The 22047-nt window shown below is 61.1% G+C and carries 18 protein-coding genes; 6 read left to right on the plus strand and 12 right to left on the minus strand.

The features are described from left to right. Window positions 1–121 precede the first annotated feature (121 nt). On the minus strand, window positions 122–2185 hold the full coding sequence (gene tkt, locus HX790_RS20265) for a transketolase (RefSeq protein ID WP_176992010.1): 2064 nt from the start codon (window positions 2183–2185) through the stop codon (window positions 122–124). A gap of 174 nt (window positions 2186–2359) precedes the next feature. Between tkt and HX790_RS20270 the strand changes: the two genes are divergently transcribed. Next, a complete protein-coding gene (locus HX790_RS20270; RefSeq protein WP_056860349.1) occupies window positions 2360–2584 on the plus strand; it encodes a DUF465 domain-containing protein in 225 nt (74 codons plus the stop codon). A gap of 146 nt (window positions 2585–2730) precedes the next feature. Here HX790_RS20270 and HX790_RS20275 read toward each other — a convergent pair whose 3' ends face one another. Continuing rightward, entirely contained in the window at window positions 2731–4107 is a 1377-nt protein-coding gene (locus tag HX790_RS20275) for a VOC family protein (RefSeq protein ID WP_176992011.1), read from the minus strand. Window positions 4108–4395: 288 nt separating this feature from the next. Between HX790_RS20275 and HX790_RS20280 the strand changes: the two genes are divergently transcribed. The 3 genes from HX790_RS20280 to HX790_RS20290 all read left to right on the plus strand — a co-directional run bounded on the left by HX790_RS20280 (window position 4396) and on the right by HX790_RS20290 (window position 9473). Continuing rightward, a complete protein-coding gene (locus HX790_RS20280; RefSeq protein WP_176992012.1) occupies window positions 4396–5805 on the plus strand; it encodes an OprD family outer membrane porin in 1410 nt (469 codons plus the stop codon). Between the two features lie 132 nt (window positions 5806–5937). After that, the gene (locus HX790_RS20285; protein WP_176992013.1) at window positions 5938–8574 is read left to right on the plus strand and encodes a glucosidase; all 2637 of its coding nucleotides are present in this window, start codon (window positions 5938–5940) and stop codon (window positions 8572–8574) included. A gap of 305 nt (window positions 8575–8879) precedes the next feature. After that, window positions 8880–9473 (plus strand): hypothetical protein, encoded by a 594-nt coding sequence (locus HX790_RS20290; RefSeq protein ID WP_099548213.1) that lies wholly within the window; start codon window positions 8880–8882, stop codon window positions 9471–9473. Window positions 9474–9536: 63 nt separating this feature from the next. Here the strand turns inward: HX790_RS20290 and HX790_RS20295 are convergent, their stop codons facing one another. Beyond that, window positions 9537–9851 (minus strand): SCP2 sterol-binding domain-containing protein, encoded by a 315-nt coding sequence (locus tag HX790_RS20295; protein WP_099548211.1) that lies wholly within the window; start codon window positions 9849–9851, stop codon window positions 9537–9539. A 56-nt stretch (window positions 9852–9907) separates the two neighbouring features. Beyond that, the gene (locus HX790_RS20300) at window positions 9908–10618 is read right to left on the minus strand and encodes a histidine phosphatase family protein (RefSeq protein WP_176992014.1); all 711 of its coding nucleotides are present in this window, start codon (window positions 10616–10618) and stop codon (window positions 9908–9910) included. Between the two features lie 193 nt (window positions 10619–10811). On the opposite strand from HX790_RS20300, the gene sohB reads away from it, so the two are divergent. Next, complete coding sequence (gene sohB, locus HX790_RS20305; RefSeq protein ID WP_017135929.1) at window positions 10812–11837, plus strand: protease SohB; 1026 nt, start codon at window positions 10812–10814, stop codon at window positions 11835–11837. A 119-nt stretch (window positions 11838–11956) separates the two neighbouring features. Here the strand turns inward: sohB and HX790_RS20310 are convergent, their stop codons facing one another. Further along, entirely contained in the window at window positions 11957–13471 is a 1515-nt protein-coding gene (locus HX790_RS20310) for an MFS transporter (RefSeq protein WP_176992015.1), read from the minus strand. 150 nt (window positions 13472–13621) lie between these two features. On the opposite strand from HX790_RS20310, the gene HX790_RS20315 reads away from it, so the two are divergent. Next, a complete protein-coding gene (locus HX790_RS20315) occupies window positions 13622–14521 on the plus strand; it encodes a LysR family transcriptional regulator (protein WP_176992016.1) in 900 nt (299 codons plus the stop codon). Here the strand turns inward: HX790_RS20315 and dhaL are convergent. The 7 genes from dhaL to HX790_RS20350 form a co-directional block, all read right to left on the minus strand. Further along, window positions 14478–15125, minus strand: coding sequence for a dihydroxyacetone kinase subunit DhaL (gene dhaL / locus HX790_RS20320; protein ID WP_017135926.1), 648 nt, complete (start codon window positions 15123–15125; stop codon window positions 14478–14480). The genes HX790_RS20315 and dhaL overlap by 44 nt on opposite strands. 3 nt (window positions 15126–15128) lie before the next feature. After that, the gene (locus tag HX790_RS20325; RefSeq protein ID WP_017135925.1) at window positions 15129–16130 is read right to left on the minus strand and encodes a dihydroxyacetone kinase subunit DhaK; all 1002 of its coding nucleotides are present in this window, start codon (window positions 16128–16130) and stop codon (window positions 15129–15131) included. A gap of 195 nt (window positions 16131–16325) precedes the next feature. Next, window positions 16326–17441, minus strand: coding sequence for an erythritol/L-threitol dehydrogenase (locus HX790_RS20330; protein WP_017135924.1), 1116 nt, complete (start codon window positions 17439–17441; stop codon window positions 16326–16328). A gap of 27 nt (window positions 17442–17468) precedes the next feature. Beyond that, a complete protein-coding gene (locus tag HX790_RS20335) occupies window positions 17469–18224 on the minus strand; it encodes an SDR family oxidoreductase (protein ID WP_169987643.1) in 756 nt (251 codons plus the stop codon). A gap of 139 nt (window positions 18225–18363) precedes the next feature. Further along, window positions 18364–19371, minus strand: coding sequence for a substrate-binding domain-containing protein (locus HX790_RS20340; RefSeq protein ID WP_017135923.1), 1008 nt, complete (start codon window positions 19369–19371; stop codon window positions 18364–18366). Window positions 19372–19405: 34 nt separating this feature from the next. Further along, entirely contained in the window at window positions 19406–20383 is a 978-nt protein-coding gene (locus tag HX790_RS20345) for an ABC transporter permease (RefSeq protein WP_017135922.1), read from the minus strand. Beyond that, window positions 20380–21867, minus strand: a complete 1488-nt coding sequence (locus tag HX790_RS20350) for a sugar ABC transporter ATP-binding protein (RefSeq protein ID WP_138452503.1) — start codon at window positions 21865–21867, stop codon at window positions 20380–20382. The genes HX790_RS20345 and HX790_RS20350 overlap by 4 nt, the downstream gene beginning before the upstream one ends. Between the last annotated feature and the right edge of the window lie 180 nt (window positions 21868–22047).

The following is a 22047-nucleotide window of genomic DNA, read 5'->3' on the forward strand; positions in this document are numbered from 1 at the left end:
GTGTTGGGGCGAGGACCTTTTGGTTACTTTTGACTGGGCCGGCATTCCGGTCCTTGCAAAAGTGAGCCGCTGTAAGAGCGGAACCATACGCCGCCGTTACCTAAATAACGGATATGCCCCCTCAACGCCCAGTCAGTCGAATCTGCTCCTTGGCCTGCTTCACCACATTCTCCACCGTAAACCCGAACTTTTCCTGCAACTTGGCCAACGGCGCCGACGCGCCAAAACTGTTCATCACCACTTTAGCGCCAGTCTGCCCAACATAGCGGTCCCAACCCAGCGGGCCTGCCTGTTCCACCACCACACGGGCTTTTACCGCGGGTGGCAAGACACTGTCGCGATACGCCTGATCCTGGTCTTCAAACAATTCCCAGCTGGGCATCGACACCACCTGAGCGGCAATGCCCTCAGCTTTCAACTGCTCATAAGCCGCCACCACAAGGCTCACTTCACTGCCGGTCGCCAACATCAGCACCTCAGGCTTATCGGCACCCGCCAACACATAAGCGCCTTTGGCCGCCCCAGACGCCGCCGCATACTTTGTGCGATCCAAGGTCGGCAACGCCTGGCGCGACAACACCACGCAGCTTGGCCGATGGGTTTGTGCCAGGGCCACCTTCCACAGCTCCAACGTCTCGTTGGCATCGCCGGGGCGCAAGGTGAGCAACCCCGGCATGGCGCGCAGTTGTGTCAGGTGCTCGACGGGCTGGTGCGTCGGGCCGTCTTCACCCACGCCAATCGAGTCATGGGTAAATACGAACACCACTGGCAATTCCATGATTGCCGCCAGGCGGATCGGCGGTTTCATGTAGTCGCTGAACACCAGGAAGGTCGAGGTGTACGGCCGCAGGTAGGACAGCGCCATGCCATTGGCAATCGCGCCCATGGCGTGCTCGCGGATGCCGAAGTGCAGGTTGCGCCCGCTGTAGTCATCGGCACTGAAACGCCCGGCGCCGTCGAAGGTGAGGTTGGTCTTGGTCGATGGCGACAAGTCCGCCGAGCCGCCCAGCAGCCAGGGGATTTGTTGTGCGAAGGCATTCAGCACCTCGCCGCCGGCGGCGCGGCTGGCGATGCCCTTGGCGTCGGTGTCGAAGTGGGGCAGTTCGTCCTGCCAATGCTCCGGCATTTCGCCGGCGCGCATGCGGCGCAATTCATCGGCCAGTTCCGGTTCGTACTGCTCCAACTGCGCCAGGTGTTGCTGCCAGGTTTCATACAGCGGCTGGCTGCGTTCCAGCAGCGCATCGCGCAGCACCGTGCGGGTGTCGTCGGGCACCAGGAAACTGGAATCCTGCGGCCAGCCGTAGGCCGCCTTGGTCAGGCGGATTTCTTCCTCGCCCAATGGCTCGCCATGGGCGGCGGCGGTGTTGTGTTTGTGCGGTGAGCCGTAGCCGATCACGCTGTCGACCACAATCAGGGTTGGCGCGCCGGTGTTGGCCTGGAAGGTTTCCAGCGCTGCGCTCAGGGCTTGCAGGTCGTTGGCATCGGTGACGTGCAAGGTGTGCCAGCCATAGGCCTGGAAGCGCTTGATCACGTCTTCGCTGAACGCCAGCTCGGTGTGGCCTTCGATGCTGATGGTGTTGTTGTCGTAGATCCAGCACAGGTTATCGAGCTTTAAGTGCCCGGCCATCGACGCCGCTTCGCTGCTGATGCCTTCCATCATGTCGCCGTCACCGCACAGGGTGTAGACGTTGTAGTCGAACAGTACCTGGCCGTCGCGGTTAAAGCGTTTGCCCAGCCAGCGTTCGGCCATGGCCATGCCGACGCTGTTGGCACAGCCCTGGCCCAGCGGGCCGGTGGTGGTTTCCACGCCGGTGGTCATGCGGTACTCGGGGTGGCCGGGGGTCTTGGAACTCATCTGCCGGAATTGCTTGATGTCGTCCAGGCTGATCGCCGGCTGGCCGGAGCGCTTGCCGTGGGCATCAATCTCGACCACACCGGCCAGGTGCAGCAGCGAATACAACAGCATCGAGGCGTGCCCCACCGACAAGACAAAGCGGTCGCGGTTAGGCCAATCCGGATGTTCGGGGTGGTAACGCAGGAAGCGGCTCCACAGCGTGTAGCCCACCGGAGCCAGGCCCATGGGCGTGCCGGGGTGGCCGGAGTTGGCCTTTTGCACGGCATCCATGGCCAGGGTGCGAATGGTGTTGATGCATTGGGTGTCGACAGCAGTGGCAGCGTGAGTCATGAAACCGTTCTCCCTCGGGTGGCGATCTACAGTGGAGGGCAGGGCACGGCAAAGGTTTGATCCCATCATGCGCATTACGACGAACGGGACCGCCTTGACCCAAGACATGACAAGACCCCTTGGAATGGGCTAGTTTCAAGGCGTAGGCCATTGATCAACTTGCGGAGGTACTCCATGCCAGTGAAACACGACCTGTATCAGGATTTGGGTTTGAGCAAGGAAGAGGTCGACGGGCGTCGGGCGAAAAATCCCCATTTGAACGCGCTGTTTGATAAGTACAACACCGTCGATGAGCAGGTGGTGAGCGCCGAAAAGGCATCCGGTAGTGATGAGGCGTTGAAGAAGCTGAAGGATAAACGCCTGTTGGTTAAAGACGAGATCAGGGACTTGCTGCAATAAAACGTCCTACAGGACGCGGACATATTTGTTCAGAATTGTCTGAGCGACAGCCGGCGTTTCACTGCTTATGATGCCGGCCGTCCACCCGGCTCTGGGGACTTTTGCGGCGCAAGGATTGCGCTGCTGAGCCGGGCGGGCATCCTATTTCATGCACGCAGCGCCTGGATGCATTCATCCATGGAGCGCTGCTGCGTCTCGGCATACAGCTTCAATTCATCAATCGTCCGACGGCCCAGTGCCTGCTCGAATTGAGCCTGGTTCGAATGGGCTGCGTAGTGACTTTGCGCGGCATCGCCCAGGTTCGACTGGAAAATCCCCGCCGCACTCACCGGCAGAAAATCCTCATACACCAAAGGCTCCACCGCCACGTGCCCGGCCGCCATCAAGGCCTCCAAGGTTTGCGGCTGACCGGCCTGGCCGCGTGCCGCCAAGCCTTGCTCGGTGACGAAGTAGCGGAAATACGCCAGTTCCTGTTCACGCATCTGCGCGTGGTTATCGGGGAAGGCCTGGAAGTGTTGCGCCATCAATTCGACGTAACGTGCAGCGTTGCCCTCATTCGGGAAGGCGCCCAGTTCGTCGCGCGCCGCGTTCAGCAACTGGTCGTACAGGGCGCGACCCTTTGGCGTCAACGCCACACCCCGTTGTTCTATTTCGCCGAAACGCGCGCTGTGGCTGCCTTTTGCGTCGGTAAACGCGATGGGTTCGTCGAGCGCCTTGAAACTGGTCTGGCGCAGCAGGATCGGGCACTGGCGACGTGGCGGGCCTTCGATCACAGCTTTGGGCGTGATGCCTTTGCCGGGCATCGCGGCCTGCACCTGGTCGATATCCAGGGTACGTGGCGTCAGGTGGTTGATATGCGGACCTTTGAACGCCACCACGTCGGCGATCAGGCGATGCTGGTCGCTCAATTGCTGGTATTGGGCGCCGGTCACGGTGGCGGTGTGGTGCCAGCGAAAGGTTTCCAAAGCCTCGCGGATAAACGCTTGGGCATCCGCCGCGTTAAGGCCACCGTCGCGTTCGGCTTGCTCGATCAGCGCCAAGGCGCCAGGGGTGAAAATCGAGCGTTTGGCCAGGGCGCTTTCGGCGAAGGCGCGCAGCTCGAGGTTTTCGATCAGCTCCAGGCGTAGCAAGGACGTAAAGACGCGGAACGGGCTGGCCTGCAGCGCCTGTTCATGCACGGCGCGAAAGGCGGTGGAATGCACCGGCACACCGGCGGGTGTGAGGTCGTAATAGCCCACCGGCTGCATGCCCATCACCGCAAACAGACGGCCGATGGTGGCCAGCTCATGGGCGGTGCCCAGGCGGATGGCGCCGTGGCGTTCCATGGCCAGGCGCTCCATTTCACCGGTGCGCTGCAGTTGTTTGGCCAGGCCGGAATCACTGTCCAAAACCCGCGTGTTGGTCTCGGCCACCAGCTCCATCAGCGCGCCATAAAGCGGAACTTCATCTCGGTACATGTCGGACATGGCCCTGGAAAAGTCTTTGCGAATCTCGTCGGGGCTGACATACGCGGCACTTGGCATAGAAAAATTCCTGAACACGGTGGTGAGGGTGCGGCCTTTCTCTGGATTCTGTTGGGCTTTAAGGGGGCTGGCAAACGAAGAATCCTCAGGACTTCATTCTGCAAATGAATGAAATGACATGAATATGACAAAAATCGGCGCCAGGAAAATTTCATTTTCACGGGTACTTTCCTAACTAATTCTTCACGAGGCGCGCCCCGGTCCTCATGAAACAATCGTTACGTTTGTAGGGATGAAAACGCCGTTTGCACACAACGCACATAAAAAAATGTTTAGGGGCCGTTACACATGAAAATTTCTACACTGGCGTTATCCATCACCGCAGCGTTGCTCGCGCAACACGCGTGCGCTGATGACTTCGGGCTCGGTTCTCTGGGCACGGGCACGGGGCACAGCGGTTTTCTTGAAGACAGCCATGCGGCTGTCAGCTCGCGGACCATGTACTACAGCGCCGACAACCGTTCGGGCACCAACAACGATCTGCGCGAAGCCGCGACCTTGCTGCGTTTTGACTACAAATCCGGCTACACCCAAGGCACCCTTGGCGTCGGTTTTGACGTAATGGCGTTCGGCGCCTTGCGTCTGGACGGTGGCGACGGCCACGCCGCAGGCCCGGGCCTGGCGGGTAACGGTAACAGCTTCTTCCCGACCAAAAACAACGGCACTGAACCCGCCGACAGTTTCAGTCGCGCTGCGGGTAACGTGAAATTCCGTATTTCCCAGACCGAGTTGCACGTCGGTGGCGGTTTGGCCCCGGTGTTGCCTATTCTGGTTTCCAACGACAGCCGTGTGGCGCCGCAGACCTTCGACGGCGGCATCCTGACCTCCAACGACATCCCTAACGTGACCTTCACCGGTGGTGAGCTCAACCGTGCCGAAGGCCGTGCTTCCAGCAACGCCACGGGCTTGAGCGTTGCCGGCGGTACCCGCGACAGCGACAGCTTCAAGTTCGGCGGTGTGGACTACAAGCCGTTTGGCTCGTCCGACAACGCCATCGCTAAAAACCTGACGTTGCAGTACTACTACGCCGACCTGCAGGACTTCTACAAACAGAACTACTTCGGCCTGGTTCACGTGCTGCCATTGGGCAATGACCAATCGTTCAAGACTGACCTGCGTTACTTCGACAGCACCAGCGACGGCAAAAACGGTGACGCCGGCTACCAGTTCAACAACAACGGCGGCTACGCCAAGCACGCCGGTGAAGTGGACAACAAAACCTACAGCGCCGCGTTCACCTACCAGTTTGGCGGCAGCAGCCTGATGCTCGGTCACATCGGTGTGAGCGATGACGGCGGCTTCGTCTGGGTCAACCAGGGCAGCATCGCTGATCCAAACGCACAAGGCGCGGGCGGCAGCGACTTCTACCTGTTCACCGACGCCGTGGTGGGCCAGTTCTCCCGTGCGGGCGAGCAGGTCAATTTTGGCCAGTACTCCTACGACTTCAAGGCCCTTGTGCCAGGTTTGAAAGCCTCCGTGGCGTACCTGGACGGCACGGGCATCAAGTCCAAAGTGGCCGGTGGGGCGGATCAGAAAGAAAACGAAACCGACTTCCGCCTGGACTACGTGGTGCAGCAAGGCCCGCTCAAAGGCTTCGGCACCACCTTCCGTACCGGTACCTACAAAGGTCACAACACCGGCACTGCGGACCAGGACCAAACGCGCCTGATCTTCAACTACACCTACGCGATCTTCTAAGCTCGCGCCGCCACAAACGGAGGCCGCCTAGTCAGCGGCCTCTTTTTTTTGCGCGCGCGAACACGACTTCATGTGCATCCGCGCACGGATGGGTTTTACACTGCCCCCACTGTGTCAGTGATGGAGGACCCAATGACGGCCACGCCCGCAACCAACATCCTTGCAACCCTTGAAGGCCAGCGCCTGGCCGCCGAAGACGCCGAGCGCTGGCGCGAGTGGGGCCCGTATCTGAGTGAACGCCAATGGGGCACGGTGCGCGAAGACTACAGCGCCGACGGCGATGCCTGGGCCTACTTCCCCCACGAACACGCCCGCAGCCGCGCCTACCGTTGGGGCGAGGACGGCCTGGCCGGCTTCAGCGACAAGGCGCAACGCTGGTGCCTGGGCCTGGCGCTGTGGAACGAGCGTGACAGCATCATCAAGGAGCGCCTGTTCGGCCTCAACAACGCCGAGGGCAACCACGGCGAAGACGTCAAGGAACTGTACTTTTTTGTCGACGGCGTGCCCAGCCATGCCTATATGCGCATGCTCTACAAATACCCGCATGCGGCGTTTCCCTACGCCGACCTGATCGCCGAAAACGCCCGCCGTGGGCTTGAGGATGCCGAGTACGAAGTGCTCGACACCGGCGTATTCGAAGACAACCGCTACTGTGATGTAACGGTCGAATACGCCAAGCATCAGCCCGATGATATTTTCATGCGTGTCACCGTGCACAACCGCGCGGACCAGCCGACGCGTGTGCAGGTGCTGCCGCAACTGTGGGCGCGTAATGACTGGAGCTGGACCTTTGACGCGCCCAAGCCGCAGTTGCGCCTGGACGGTGAACGGGTGCTGGCCCGGCATCATGAGCTGACCGATCGCCATCTCAGCGCCTGGGGCGAGGACGGCCTGGAGTGGCTGTTCTGCGAAAACGAAAGCAACTTCCCCAAGCTCGATGGGCAACCGGCGCAGGGGCCGTTCAAGGACGGCATCAACGACTACGTGGTGGGCGGCGCAGACTCGGCAATCCGTCGCGACACGGGCACCAAGGTCGCCGCGCGTTTCAGCCTCGAACTGGCGGGCCAGCAGAGCAAAACCCTGTACCTGCGGTTTGCGCCGGTGGGCGCGCCTGAGGTCAATGCACGCAAGCTGTTCGAGCTGCGTCGCCAGGAGGCGGACGACTTCTACGCCGCCTTGCAGCAAGGCATTGCCGATGCTGACGCGCGCAATGTACAGCGCCAGGCCCTGGCCGGGTTACTGTGGTCCAAGCAGCTCTACTACTTTGATGTAAACCAGTGGCTCGACGGCGACCCGGCCCAACCCGCGCCGCCGCCCGAGCGCCTGCACATCCGCAATACCCATTGGCGGCACTTGTCGAACTTCGACATCCTGTCCATGCCCGACACCTGGGAGTACCCGTGGTACGCCTCCTGGGACCAGGGCTTCCAGGCCGTAGCGATGGCGCTGATTGATCCGGGGTATGCCAAGCAACAGCTGTTGTTGCTGGTCAAAGACCGTTTTATGCACCCCAATGGCCAGTTGCCGGCGTATGAATGGCGTTTCGACGACGCCAACCCGCCGGTGCATGCCTGGGCCAGTTGGCGCGTGTATCAGCAGGACAAGGCGCTGACCGGCGTGGGTGACATGGATTTCCTCGAGCGGATTTTCCACAAGCTGCTGCTGAATTTTTCCTGGTGGGTCAACCGTAAGGACGCCGAGGGCCGCAACCTGTTTCAGGGCGGCTTTTTGGGCCTGGACAACATCGCCTTGTTCGACCGCTCGGCCACCTTGCCGCCCGGCTACCAGCTGGATCAGGCCGACGGCACCGCGTGGGTCGCCGCCTATGCCCTGGACCTGATGCGCATCGGCCTGGAACTGGCCAAGCGCAATGGGGTGTACGTGGATATCGCGGTGAAGTTTTTCGAGCACTTCCTGTACATCGCCGGTGCGATCAACCGTGTCGACGACAGCGCCGAAGGCTTGTGGGATGAGCAGGACCAGTTCTTCTACGATGTGCTGCACCGCCCGGACGGCCAGAGCGAGCCGGTGCGCCTGCGCTCCATCGTCGGCCTGATGCCGTTGTTTGCCGTGTTGGTGCTGGAGCAACGCGAGCACGAAGGCCTGCAAGGCTTGCGTGAGCGGCTGCTGGGCTTCATGAAACACCGGCCCGACCTCGCCAAGCTGGTGTCGCGCTGGAACGAACCGGGGCAGGGCAACCGCCTGTTGCTCGCCTTGCTACGCGGCGAACGCACCAAGGACCTGCTGCGGCGCATGCTCGATGACCAGGAGTTTTTGTCGACGTTTGGCGTGCGCTCATTATCCAAGGCCTTTGCCGAGCAGCCGCTGGCGCTGAAGATGAACGGCGACACCCTGTGCGCGCGCTACCAGCCCGGCGAGTCCGACTCACGTTTGTACGGCGGCAACTCCAATTGGCGCGGGCCGCTGTGGATGCCGGTGAACTACATGCTGATCGAATCGCTGCGCGAGTTTCACCGCTACTACGCGGATAACTTCTCGGTGGAGTACCCGACGGGCAGTGGCTATCTGGCGTCCCTTGAAGAAGTGGCCGACAGCCTCAGCCAGCGCCTGACCCGCTTGTTTTTACGCGATGAAAATGGCCTGCGCCCGTCGATGGCGGGCTATGCGCAATTGGAAGCAGACCCGGCCAGTCGCGATCTGGTGTTGTTCCATGAGTATTTCCACGGCGAAACCGGGCGTGGGTTGGGGGCGTCGCATCAGACCGGGTGGAGTGCGTTGGTGGCGTTGTTGCTGCAGCCGAAAAGCTAAGCCGCGCCACTGATTCGCTTTTCTGTGGGAGCTGGCTTGCCATCAGCCACACACGGGTGGGCTGACCCACCGCTATCGCAGCATAGGTATCTACACAACCGGTTAACACGGAGTCTGTTGCAAGCCTGCTCGCCACAGGAGAAATTGGCTGCCTTCAAAAGTTGTGTAGATACCTATGGCTATCGCAGGCAAGCCAGCTCCCACATTAAAACTAAATCGCTTGTGAAATGACGGGCAAAAAAATCCCGCCACCAAGAGGTCTGAATCAGGTAAATTCGCCGCCCCTTCAGACAAGGATGTAGACGATGGCGAATGTTATCGCGCGGGTTGGCAGTGCAGGCCTATTGGGGGTATTGCTGCTCACCTGCGGTGTGTTCATGACTTCACTGTATTCCCGAGAAAGCGCCGCGGCCCCGCTGATGATGCATTGCCGCGAATGCGAGAAAGGTGACGACACCTTCGATGCAACAAAGTGGTTCAGCAGCGGCATGTACCGCCTTGAAACGGATATTGTTCCCAACCCGATGCGGTCGATGACTCGCACTCATCCGGTGGTCTTCAAGGCCAAGGACAATGACCAACTGGTAGAGGCCGCGCTGCGTGGAATCAGCGATGTGCTCCCATCCTTCGATTCCCGCACGTTTGAAGCACAGTGGCCCGTGTTAACCAAGCGCGTACGTTACAGCTACAGCTTTTTTATGGCGCCTGATGAACCCCGGGACCTCTATGACATGTACTTGCAAGTGGGCAAATACAAGCTGGTGATCGTGGTTGGGCTTGACGTCAATACCGGTGAAATCACCGCCGAGTATGAAGGGCGTGTGATTCGTGAAAACGATGGTAATGATCCTGCGTACATGGACACGTTTGAAGAAATGGATGACGCCAACACCCGCTGACCGGGAGGCTGGCTGAACGAAAAATCCCGCCGAAAGGCGGGATTTTTTTTGAGCGCGGCGTTATCAGGCCGGGAACAGCTCGCTCAGTTTCATGGCCAGCATCATGTCGCCTTCAGTGCGCAGCTTGCCGCTCATGAAGGCCTGCATGCCGTCGGTATCGCCGCTGACGATGCCTTCCATGGTTTCGCCGTCGGTCACCAGGGTAACCTGGGCGTCAGGGTTTTCGCCTTCCAACAGTTCGCAGGTGTTGTTCTTGACTACCAGCGAGAAGTTCTGGGTGTCGTCGATACGGAAACCGAACACCAGGTCCAGGCCGTCGGCAGCGCCTGGGTTGAATTTGGCTTTCATTGCTTCTACAGCTTTGGCTACGTCAGTCATGGTTTCGATCCTTTAAGGTAGAGTCCAGTGACCTTGGGGTCACGGTTGGCCGCAATTCATCGGAATGTGATGAGCTGCGGCGCCTTCAACAGTTGCAAGTGGGTATGACTGTTGAAGGAAGCCAGTGCCACCTCGCGACCACGGAATTTAAGCTGGTTGAGCGAGGTGTTAACAATTTGCCAGTTCAGTTCAAAGGCCTGTGCGGCAGGCATTCGGGTAATCAGGTGGAGCAGGGCGGTAATGGTGCCGCCGGAAGTAAACACGGCGATCTTGTCGGTGTTCTCGGCTGCTTCCAGGATGCGTTGCAGGCCGCCCTGCACACGTTCCACGAAACCCAGCCAGCTTTCCAGACCGGGTGGGTCGTAGGTGCCGGCCAGCCAGCGCTCGATGATCAGGGCGAAAATGCGCTGGAACTCACTGCGGTTTTGCGCAGCGTTGCGCAGGATATCCAAGGCGTGAGGCTCGGTGGTCAGCAGGTCGGGGAGCAGGGTGCGGATGATCGCTTCGCCGTCGAATTCGTTGAAGGCCGGGTCGATTTCCAGTGCTGGGGCTGACAGGCCGAGGGCACGGTATTGATCGAATGCGGCGGAGGCAGTGTGCTGCTGGCGACGCAGGTCGCCAGACAGGCAGCGGTCAAACGTCAGGCCCAGGTCGGCCAGGTGGCGACCGAGTACTTGCGCTTGCTCTACGCCGACGGGCGACAGGACGTCATAGTCGTCTGCACCGAAGGAGGCCTGGCCATGTCGAATCAGATAGATGCTGCCCACGTCCGTTTTCCCGGTACGTTGAAAGTCTGGCGAGGTTATGAGGATGGCAGGGAGCTGTCAATGAAAAAACATACGCTTGTTTTAAAAGTGCGTTAGAGGCCGACTGCTGGCGGTTTGAGCACTGGTCCGAAGGCGGTGCCGTCGGTATGCTGGGGCCATCCGCGCCTGGCGCCGTGCTTTTTTAAGGAGACATATGGATTTTTTGGCCGAATACGCGAGCTTTCTGGCGAAGACCGTCACCCTGGTGGTCGCTATTCTGGTGGTACTGATCAGTTTCGCCGCGTTGCGCAGCAAGGGGCGGCGCAAATCCGCCGGCCAATTGCAGGTCAGCAAGCTCAATGATTTCTACAAAGGCCTGCGTGAGCGCCTCGAGTCGAGCCTGCTCGACAAGGACCAGCTCAAGGCCCTGCGCAAATCCGAAAGCAAGACCGAAAAGAAGAACAGCAAGAAGAAACCCGAGGCCAAGCCACGGGTATTTGTGCTGGATTTTGACGGCGACATCAAGGCCTCGGCCACCGAGAGCCTGCGCCATGAAATCACCGCGCTGCTGAGCCTGGCCACGCCGAAAGACGAAGTGGTGCTGCGCCTGGAAAGCGGCGGCGGCATGGTGCACAGCTATGGTCTGGCCTCGTCGCAGCTGGCGCGTATTCGTCAGGCCGGCGTGCCGTTGACCGTGTGCATCGACAAGGTTGCGGCCAGCGGCGGCTACATGATGGCGTGCATTGGCGAGAAGATCATCAGCGCACCCTTTGCCATCCTCGGCTCCATTGGCGTGGTGGCGCAGCTGCCCAACGTCAATCGCCTGCTGAAAAAGCACGACATCGACTTTGAAGTGCTGACCGCCGGTGAATACAAACGCACCCTCACCGTGTTTGGCGAAAACACCGAGAAGGGGCGGGAGAAGTTCCAGGAAGACCTGGACATCACCCATCAGTTGTTCAAGAACTTTGTGTCGCGCTATCGCCCGCAGTTGGCAATCGATGACGTCGCGACCGGAGAAGTGTGGCTGGGTGTTGCAGCGCTCGACAAACAGTTGGTCGATGAACTGCAAACCAGCGACGAATACCTGGCGACCAAGGCCAAGACGGCCGAGGTGTTCCACCTGCACTACGCCGAGCGTAAAAGCCTGCAAGAACGCGTGGGCCTGGCGGCCAGCGGCTCGGTGGACCGTGTATTGCTGACCTGGTGGAGCCGGTTGACCCAGCAGCGGTTCTGGTAACCCACATCTGAAGACCCAGGTGATCCATGTGGGAGCGGGCTTGCCCGCGATGGCGGTGGCATAGGCAACATAGTTGTCGGCTGATACACCGTAATCGCGGGCAAGCCCGCTCCCACATTTTAGTTTTGCGCCAGGGCGGGTATCGGCTTTCGCATCAACGTCCCCACCACCAATGCCCCCAGCAACCCCAACAACCCCGCCACCCACAACACCCCGCTGAACCCACCCACAAACGCCTGTCGGGCCAATGGCTGCACCATCGCCCGCGCCGGTTCCGGCAGCAAGCCCATCGCCGCCGGCATATCCCCGGCCACAACTCGCGACGCAATCCCCGCCACCTGCGCCTGCCATTGCGGGTCGACACTTGTGCTCAGCAACTGCTCACTATGGCTGCTCAGCAACGCCCCATACACGCCGATGGCCAACATGATCGCGCTGAAACGCATGGTGGTACTCATGCCCGACGCCATGCCCGCGCGGTCACGTGGCACGCAGGCCATGATGTTTTTCTGCGTGTCGCCATTGAGCAGGCCCGCACCGGCGCCGGTCACGGCAATCGCCAGCGCGAAGGGCAGATAACCGCCTGTATTGACCGCCCAGGCGCTTAACAGGTTGCCGCAGCCCACCAGGGTCAAGCCGGTTGCCATCATCGTTGCAGGCGCAAAACGCCCGGCCAGCCGTGCACCAATGCGTGGGCAAATCACCATGGTCAAGGCAAACGGCAACATACCCAGACCCGACGCTATGGCAGAAAAACCCAAGCCGTTCTGCAGATAAAACGGCAGTAACGTCATCATCACCTGGGCACAGCCGGCGTAGGCAAACATCCCCAGCAGCGCGCCGATAAAACGCGGGTGCCGGAACAGTTGCAAGTCGACCATGGGCCGCTGTTGCACACGTTCGACCAGCACAAACACCCCCAGCAACACTGCGCCGCCAATCAGGCGTGTGTAGGTCAGCGGGCTGTCCCAGCCGATGCGATTGGCCTCGATCAAGCCCCAGATCAGGCACAACAGGCTGGCACTGAAGGCCAGGCTGCCCCATGGGTCCAGGCGTGCCGATTGAGTGTCGCGTGATTCGGGAATCGCCCGCAGCGCCAACGCCATCAACCCCAGGCCCACGGGCAGGTTGAGGTAGAAGATCCAGCGCCAGCCCAGGTACTGGGTGATCACGCCGCCCAGTGTCGGCGCGGCGGTCATCGCCACGCCCATGCAGGCACCCCAGAACGCCCAGGCTTTGGCACGCTCTACTTCATCGTGAAAGGTGTGGCCGATGGAGGCCAGGGCAGCGGTCAGCAGCAAGGCTGCGCCGACACCTTTGACGGCGCGGGCGATGTCCAGGAGCAACGCATTCGGTGCAGCGCCACAGCCCAGCGAGGCGAGGATGAAAATGCTCAAGCCCCAGATCAGCGACCGCTTGCGACCAAAGCGGTCGGCGATGCTGCCGGCGGGCAGCAATAACGCGGCGAACGCCAGCATGTAGGCGCTGACCACCCACTCGATATCGGCGAAATTCGCACCCAGGTCGCGCGCAATACTTGGCAGGGTGACGGCGACGATATTGGTGTCGAGCACAATCAGCGAGCAGACGCCGGAGGCGGTCAGCAGGGTGAGGCGCGGGCTGACCCGGCTCATGTCTTGATTGCCTTACAGGTAATGTTGGAAAGACAGTTGACGTGCATCGCAAGGGCTCTCTAGTGTAGGTGTGCGCTGAGCTTATCTCCGACTATGGTCTGTTTTATTAGCTGGAGCGCCGCACTTCATTACCTTTGAGCTAATTCAAAAATGGAAATCCGCCATTTCCGCTACTTCCTCGCCGTCGCCAGGCAGCGCAATTTCACCCGCGCTGCCGAGCAACTGGGCATCGCGCCGCCGACCTTGAGCCGCCAAATTCAGGACATGGAAGCCACGCTGGGCACGCGCCTGTTTATCCGTCAGCAACGTGAAGTCAGCCTCACCGAAGCCGGCACCGCCTTGCTGATCGAGGCTGAAGCCACCGTGCGCCAGTTCGAGTTCGCCCAACGCAACGCCCAGCGCGCCGGGCGGGGAGAAATCGGGCATATCGAATTGGGCTATGTGGCTTCGGCGGTGTATTCGGGGCTGCTGCAAAAACAAATGCAGGCGTTCAGCCAGGCGTTTCCAGATGTGAGCGTGAATGTGCGCGAATGCGCCATGGCGTCCTTGCCCGGCGCGGTGGCCGACGGGCGTTATGACATCGGCTATATCCGCTCGCCCATGACCTTGCCCGACGGCGTGGAGGCAGTGCGCCTGGACAGCGAAGGCTTTGTGTTGGCGCTGCCTCAGGACTCCTGGCTGCTGGGGCTTAAGGTCATCGGCTGCGAACACCTGCAAAACGAGACGTTTATATTGCCGGAACAAATCAACGGCACCTTGCACGTGGCGGCCCAAGGCGGCTTCGCGCCGCGCCTGGGGCCGCAGCCGGGCGGGTTGGTTGCGGTGGTGGCGTTGGTGTCGTTAGGGCAGGGCGTGGCGGTGGTGCCGGCATCGATGGTCGGGCATGTGGGTTTGCCGGGCGTGGTCTACCGCACGATTCATCAGGATGATGCAGCGTTGTCGTGGCTGTCGCTGATTCACCGGCGCTTTGAAAAAGCGCCGGCGGTGGCGCGTTATATCCAGCAGGTCAAGCAGTCAGCCGGGGCTGCACGGAATCGGCCAGGCGCGTAAGAATCAGGCAGCACGACACCGCCCCCGCATCCAGTACACCCAGCGAGCGCTCGCCCAGGCGGCTGGCGCGACCGATTTTGGCGATCAGGTCTTTGGTCGAATCGCGCCCTTGGGACGCGGCGGTTTTCATCGCCTCCAGCGCATCATTAAACGACGCGCCACTGGCATGCGCACGCTCAAAGGCTTCAACTGCCGGGATCAGCGTGTCCATCAAGCACTTGTCGCCCACGCCCGCTTCGGTGATGTCCTGCAACGAGGTCAGGCCGCCGCGCAGCAGGTGGGCAAAGGTTGCCGCGTCGATGTCATCGCTGCTGCGCACTTCGTCGGCCATGCCGATAAACAGGCTGCCATACAGCGGCCCCATGGAGCCGCCGATGCCTTCCATCAGGCTCAGGGTCAGTTCATCCAGGGCTTCGGCCAGGGTCAACTGGCGGCCTTCGAGGCTGCGCCCGCAATGGGCAAAGCCCTTGGCCATGTTGATGCCGTGGTCGCCGTCGCCAATGGCGCCGTCAATTTCACTGAGGTATTCACGGTTGGCCACGATCACGCTGACCAGGTCAGCGACAATGGCGCTGCCGTCGCGGGTGGAAAAATGCTGGCTCATGGTTCACTCCGCCTGGGTCATGCCGATGGAACGGCAGGGTTGGTCGATCAGGGTTTTAAGCTCCGCGTCGAGGCCGAGCAGGGTCAAAGTCACGCCCATCATTTCCAGGGAGGTGAAGTAGTTGCCGACGTAGCAACGGTGAATCTTCAAACCCTTGGCCTTGAGTTGGCTTTCGACCTCGGCGTAGAACACATACAGCTCCATCACCGGCGTGGCGCCCAGGCCCGAGACCAGCACCACCACACTGTCATCCTGGCTGAAATCGCGGTCGGCGAGGATCGGCGCGAGCATGCGCTCGGCCATGGCGGCAGCCGGTTCAATGGCGATCACTTCAATGCCCGGTTCGCCGTGATGGCCGATGCCCAGTTCCATCTGGCCATCGGGAATCTGGAAGTTCGGCTTGCCCACGGCCGCAATGGTGCAGGGCGTGAGGCCGATGCCGATGGAACGGCAGTTATCCACGGTTTTCTGTGCGACGCGAATCACGCCATCCAGGTCGTAATGCTGGGCAGCCGCAGCGCCGCCGATCTTCCACATGAATATTTCGCCGGCCACGCCACGGCGCTTGGCGATATCGGCCTTGGGCGCGGAAGCCACGTCGTCGTTGGCGACCACGGTGCGGATGCGCATGTCTTTGCTGGCAGCCATTTTCATGGCCAGCTTCACGTTCATGTTGTCGCCGGCGTAGTTACCGTACAGGCAGGCCACGCCCGCGCCATGGTCAGCGGCGCGGAAGGCGTCGAAAAAGCTTTTGGCGGTGGGTGAAGAGAAAATCTCGCCGACGGCCACGGCATCCACCAGGCCTGGGCCGACGTAACCGAGGAAGGCCGGTTCATGGCCGGAGCCGCCGCCGGTGACGATGCCGACGCGGCCGGCTGCCGATGGCTTGGCCTTGGTGATGACCCTTGGGTTGGTTTCATACTGACGCAGCTCGGGGTGCGCGACCAGGATGCCGCGCAGCATGTCCTCGACCACTTGGTCGGGATCGTTGATGACTCGATTCATAACGCGGGTTCCTGTTCTTGTTCTTAAAGGGCAACACTTTTAATTGTGAAAGCTGGCTTATTGTGGCGAGCAAGCTTGCTTGCGCTGGGGTGCGAAGCGCCCCCAAAAAGCCGCAGACCGCTGCGCAGTCAGCGGGAGCAAGCTCCCTCGCCACAGGAAGCCCGGCTCCCACAGGGTCAGGGGGTGTCGCTGAAGTCAGGGTTGCAGGACTACTTTGAGCGACTTGTCGCCGCGCTCCATCACCGCGAACGCTTCCTTGAAGTCTGCCAGCGCAAACTTGTGAGTCACCACGTCGCGCATGTCGATCTTGCGGTTACCGATAAAGTCGATGGCGCGCGGGTACATGTAGGGCCCCAGGTGTGAACCCAAGATATCCAGTTCCTTGCGGTCGCCGATGATCGACCAATCTACCGTGGCCTCGTCATTAAACACGCTGAATTCGACGAAACGCCCCAGCTTGCGCAGCATCGCGAGGCCCTGGTTTACCGCCTTGTGGTGCCCGGTGGCTTCGATATAAATGTCGCAACCATAGCCGTCGGTGATCGCGCGGATTTTGGCCATCACGTCGACTTCCGCCGGGTTCCACACCTCGTCGGCGCCCATGCGCAAGGCGAGGGCGGCGCGTTCGGGTTTCATGTCCAGCACGATGAGCTTTTTCGGGTTGCGCAGGCGCACCGCGCCGATAATGCCCAGGCCCAAGGTACCGGCACCGGCGACCACCACCACGTCGTCATGGTCGACATTCGCGCGCTCGGCCGCGTGCAGCGAGCAGGCCAGCGGCTCGATCAAAATGGCTTCATCCGGGGCGATGGATTCCGGCACTTTGTGGATGATGCCTTCCTTGGTAAAGATCATGTACTGGGCCATGGCGCCCTGCACGTTGTTCTGGAAACCGTAGAGGTCGTGCTTCTGGCACATCCAGTACTGGCCGTGGTTGCAGAAACGGCAGCCCCAGCACGGCACGATCTGCTCGGAGATCACTCGGTCACCGACTGCCACGCCACGTTTTTCTGCGCCTGGGCCGAGGGCAACCACACGGCAGACGAACTCATGCCCCGGAATCATCGGCGGCTTCACATAGCGCGGTTGCTCGGCATCGCCCCAGAACGACGGCGCGCCGCGATAGGTCTTGATGTCACCCATGCAGATGCCGCACAGCTCGACTTTGGTGAGAATCTCGTCGGGGCCGGGCGTGGGCACGTCGACAGTTTCCAGGCGATAGTCTTCCGGGCCGTGGCAGACCACGGCCTGCATGGTTTTCGGGATGACCGGGGAGAGGTGTTCAGGTGTGCGTTCGGTGGCGGTGGACATGGCAAAAACCTCACGACAAAAGATGAATTACTGAATGCTGTAGCCGCCATCGATCACCATGTTGGCGCCGGTGATCATCTGCGCGGCGTCGCTGAGCAGGTACAGCGCCAGCCCGGCGATTTCTTCCGGCTGGGCGAAGCGGCCGGCCGGGATCTGCAATTTGGCCTTTTCACCCACTTCACCGGCCCAGGCTTTTTTGCCCAGGGCGGTCTCGACGATGGTCGGGGAAATGGCGTTGACGTTGATCTGTGGCGCCCATTCCATGGCGAGCACCTTGGTCATGCCGACGATGGCGGCCTTGCTCGCGCAGTAGGCGACGTGACGGTCCAGGCCAATCACGGCGGCCTGGGAGGCCAGGTTGACGATGCGCCCGCTGCCCTGCGCCAACATGTGTCTGGCGCAGGCCTGGGCCACAAAGAAGCTGGCCTTGAGGTTGATGTCCAGAGTGGTGTCCCAGGCGCTTTCGCTGACGTCGATGGCCTTGTCCAGCAACACCACGCCGGCGCTGTTGATCAGGTAATCCAGGCGCTGGAAGTGTTCGAATACGCTGTCGATGGTGTGCTGTATCTGGCCGACCTGGCCGAGGTCGACGGCAATACCCAGGTGGCCGTTGCCCAGGCTGGCCGCGACGTGCACCACCGCCGGGTCGCGGTCGAGCAAGGCCACGCGGGCGCCGCGTTCCACCAGCAGGTGGGCGCAGGCCAGGCCAATACCGGCGGCGCCGCCGGTGATCACCGCGCAACGGCCGGTGAGGTCGAAGGCTTGGTTCCAGAATCCAGACATGAATGACTCCATTTTCGAAAGCAGTTGATCGTTCCCACGCTCTGCGTGGGAATGCCGCCTGGGACGCTCTGCGTCCCGATGTTGGGTGACGCGGAGCGTCACGGGATGCATTCCCACGCGGAGCGTGGGAACGATCAAGCTACTTGCCGCCGCTGACTTGTTGGTACAGCGCATCGGCATTCGCGTTAGTGACGGGCACCCACGGCAGGATGTAGTTCTTGGCGGTGCCATCGCCCCATTTCACGTCCTTGCCGTAGCGCTCCCAGATCACCGATTGCGGCTTGTAGTCCTTGCCGGCCAGTGCGCGCAACGCCACATCCAGCGCGCCTTGGGATTGGGCCTGGGCGTCTTGCAGGAAGGTGGTGACTTCGTCTTTCTTCGCCGCCTGGATCGCGTCCGGCATGCCGTCGATAGAGGTGACCGGCACGTCTTTGGAGGTCAACCCGTGAGACTTCAGCGCCTGCACGGCACCCAGGGCCATATCGTCGTTTTGCGCGATCACGCCGTTGATGCCTTTGGGGTGCGCGTTCAGCCAGTCTTCGGTGAGGGTCAGGGCCTGGGCGCGGTCCCAGTTGGCGGTCTTTTTCTCGATGATCTTGATGTCCGGGTGCTTGCTCAGCACTTCCAGCTCGCCCTTTTCCCGGTCGATCTGCGCCGACTGGCCAATCGGGCCCTGGATGATCACCACATTACCTTTGCCGTTGAGCTTGTCGACCATGGCCTGGGCCTGCAGGCGGCCGCCTTCCACGTCGTCGTTACCCACATAAGGTACGGAGGCATCGGCTACTTTCGTATTGGAGGCGATGACCACCACGTCGTTGCTCATGGCTTGCTTCACGGTGCCGACACCGGCCTTGGTGTCGATCGGCACGAACAGGATGGCGTCGTAGTGCTGGGTCACCATGTTTTCGATCTGGTTGTTCTGGGTCAAGGCGTCATAGTTGCCGTCGAACACCGTCAGTTGCACGGTGCCGTCTTTGACCGCCGGGTGTTCTTTCAGCTCGCGGACCCAGTTCTGCATGAACTGGCCCTTGAGGCCGTAGACGGCCGCGCCGATCTTGTAGGTCTTGCCATCGGCGGCAAAGGCAATGCTGCTGGCGAGCAGGGTGAGGGTCGCCGCGGCGGCCAAAGTGGTACCAAGTTTCATGAGTAGAACTCCGGTTATTGTTGTGGGTCGTTCTCTAGCGTTTTTTCTTGCGCCACACGTCGATCAGTACTGCGAACACGATGATCAGGCCCTTGGCGACCTGCTGGTAATAGGAGGACACGCCGAGCAGGTTCAGCCCGTTGTTGATCACGCCGATCAGCAGCGCACCAAACAGCGTGCCGACAATGCTGCCGGTGCCGCCCGACAGGCTGGTGCCGCCGATCACCACGGCGGCAATCGCGTCCAGCTCATAAGAAACCCCGGCCTGGGGCAGGGCGGAGGTGGTGCGTGCCGAGAGCACTACGCCGGCCAACCCGGCGAGCAGACCCGAGACCACGTACACCGAAAACATCACCTTGCGCACGCCGATACCCGAGGTGCGCGCACTCTTTTCATTGCCGCCCACCGCGTACACGTAGCGGCCGTAAGTGGTGTAGCGCAGCACCATCCAGAAGATCAGTGCGACCACCGCAAAGATCACGATGGGTACGCCAATCGGGCCGATCTTGCCGATGCCCAGCGCCAGGTAGGCGTCGGGCAGGTCGGTGATCGGGCTGCCGTCATTGAGGATGAAGGTCATGCCCCGCGCGATGCTGAGCATGCCGAGGGTGGCCACGAACGGCGGGATCGACAGGTTGGCGACCATAAAACCGTTGACCACACCGAGCATCGCGCCGGCAAACATCCCCGCACTGACTGCCGCCAGCAGGCCATAACCCTGGGTCGCAACCATGGCGCTGCACAGCCCGGCAAAGGCCAGGATCGAGCCCACCGACAGGTCGATGCCTTTGGTGAGGATCACGTAGGTCATGCCTACGGCCAGGATGCCGTTGATCGAGGTCTGGCGCAGGATGTCCATCCAGTTGCGCCAGGTCATGAAGTATTCGCTGGAAAACGCCATCACCACGCACAGCAGGATAAACACCAGCGGCAGGCCGAAGCGGTCGAGGGACAAGCGCAGGCGATTGCGCGGCGCGGTGGTCATGGGCGGTGCGATGGTTTTGGCATTCATGAGGCAAGACTCAACAAGGCTTCCTGGGAAAGGGCGGTGTCGGTGCTGATGGTCACCAGTCGGCCGCCCTTGAATACGGCGATGCGATCACTTAAATGCAGCAGTTCCGGGGCTTCGGACGACACCACGATGGCAGCGCCACCGGCGCGCACGAACTGGTCGAGCAGGTGGTAGATCTCCTGCTTGGCGCCTTCATCGATGCCACGGGTCGGCTCGTCGCAGAGCAGGCACACCGGCTCGGTCGACAGGCATTTGGCGAGCACGACTTTCTGCTGGTTGCCGCCGCTCATGGACGCTACCGGCAATTCCAGTGAACTGGTCTTGATCTGCAGGCGCTTGACCATGTCCTCGGCCAGTTGGGTTTCCTTGCGCGCATTGATCAGCGACCAACTCGACAGGCGCTTGTAGGCCGACAGTGCAATGTTGGACAGAATGCTGCCGGTGAGCACCAGGCCGCTGTCTTTGCGGTCTTCGGTGACCAGCGACATACCGGCGTTGATCGTGGCTTTGGGCAGGCCGATGGGCATGGGCTTGCCTTGCAGGGTCACGCTGCCGGAGTCCGCAACCGTCAGCCCATAGATGCAGTTGAGAAACTCGCTGCGCCCCGAACCCATCAGCCCATAGATGCCGAGGATTTCGCCCTGGCGCAGTTGCAGGCTGATGTCGTGGAACTCGCCATTACGGCTCAGGTTGTCGACTTGCAGGCAGGTAGTGGCGGCGCATTCGCGGCCGACCTTGTGGTCGATGCGTGTCAGCTCCTGGCCGACAATCCCGCGCACCAAATGGTTGCGGTCGATATCGGCCATGCGCCCGCTTTCCACAAAGGCGCCGTCACGGAAGATGCTGTACTCGTCGGCGATCTGCGCCAGCTCGCTCAAGCGGTGCGACACGTACACGATACCGGCGCCGCGTGCGGTGAGGCGGCGAATGGCCTTGAACAAGGTTTCCGCTTCGCGCTCGCCGATTGCCGAGGTCGGTTCGTCCATGATCATCACCTGGCAGTCATGGCTGAACGCCTTGGCGATTTCCACCAGTTGAATCTGCGCCACGCTCAGGCGGTGCATGGGGCTGGTGGCATCGACCTCGAATTCCAGGCTTTCGAGCAGCTCGCGGGTGCGGCGGTTGAGGGTCTTGCTGTCGACGATGCAGCCGGCGCGGCGCGGTTCGCGGCCCAGCCAGATATTTTCGGCGACGGTCATGTAAGGGATGGGCTCCAGTTCCTGGGTGATCATCGCGATCCCCGCCGCCAGGGCTTCACTTGGGCGGTTGAACTGTACGGGCGTGCCGTTGAGCAGGATGGTCCCGGCGTCACGCTGGGTGATGCCCATCAAGATGCTCAGGAAGGTCGACTTGCCGGCGCCATTGCCGCCGCACAGCGCATGCACGCTGCCGGCCCGCAGAGAAAGGCGCCCGTCACGCAGGGCAGGCACCCCGGCGTAAGCCTTGGCGACGTGTTCAGCCTGGAGCAGTAATGGCGTGGCCATCGGCGTGTCCTCGTGCTGTGAATTCTTATTAGGTCGCACAGTCATGTTTTGCTGTGATCATATGTGTATCAAATGAAATTCTGATCAGTCAATCGCTTTCACTAAAAAGTTATAAATACGCTTGTTTGCGCAAATCAGGCCTGTTTAGACGGCTTTGACTAGGAGGTCAGCTAAAACTCG

The sequence above is a fragment of the Pseudomonas sp. IPO3747 genome, assembly GCF_013385245.1.
GTDB classification, from domain to species: domain Bacteria; phylum Pseudomonadota; class Gammaproteobacteria; order Pseudomonadales; family Pseudomonadaceae; genus Aquipseudomonas; species Aquipseudomonas edaphica.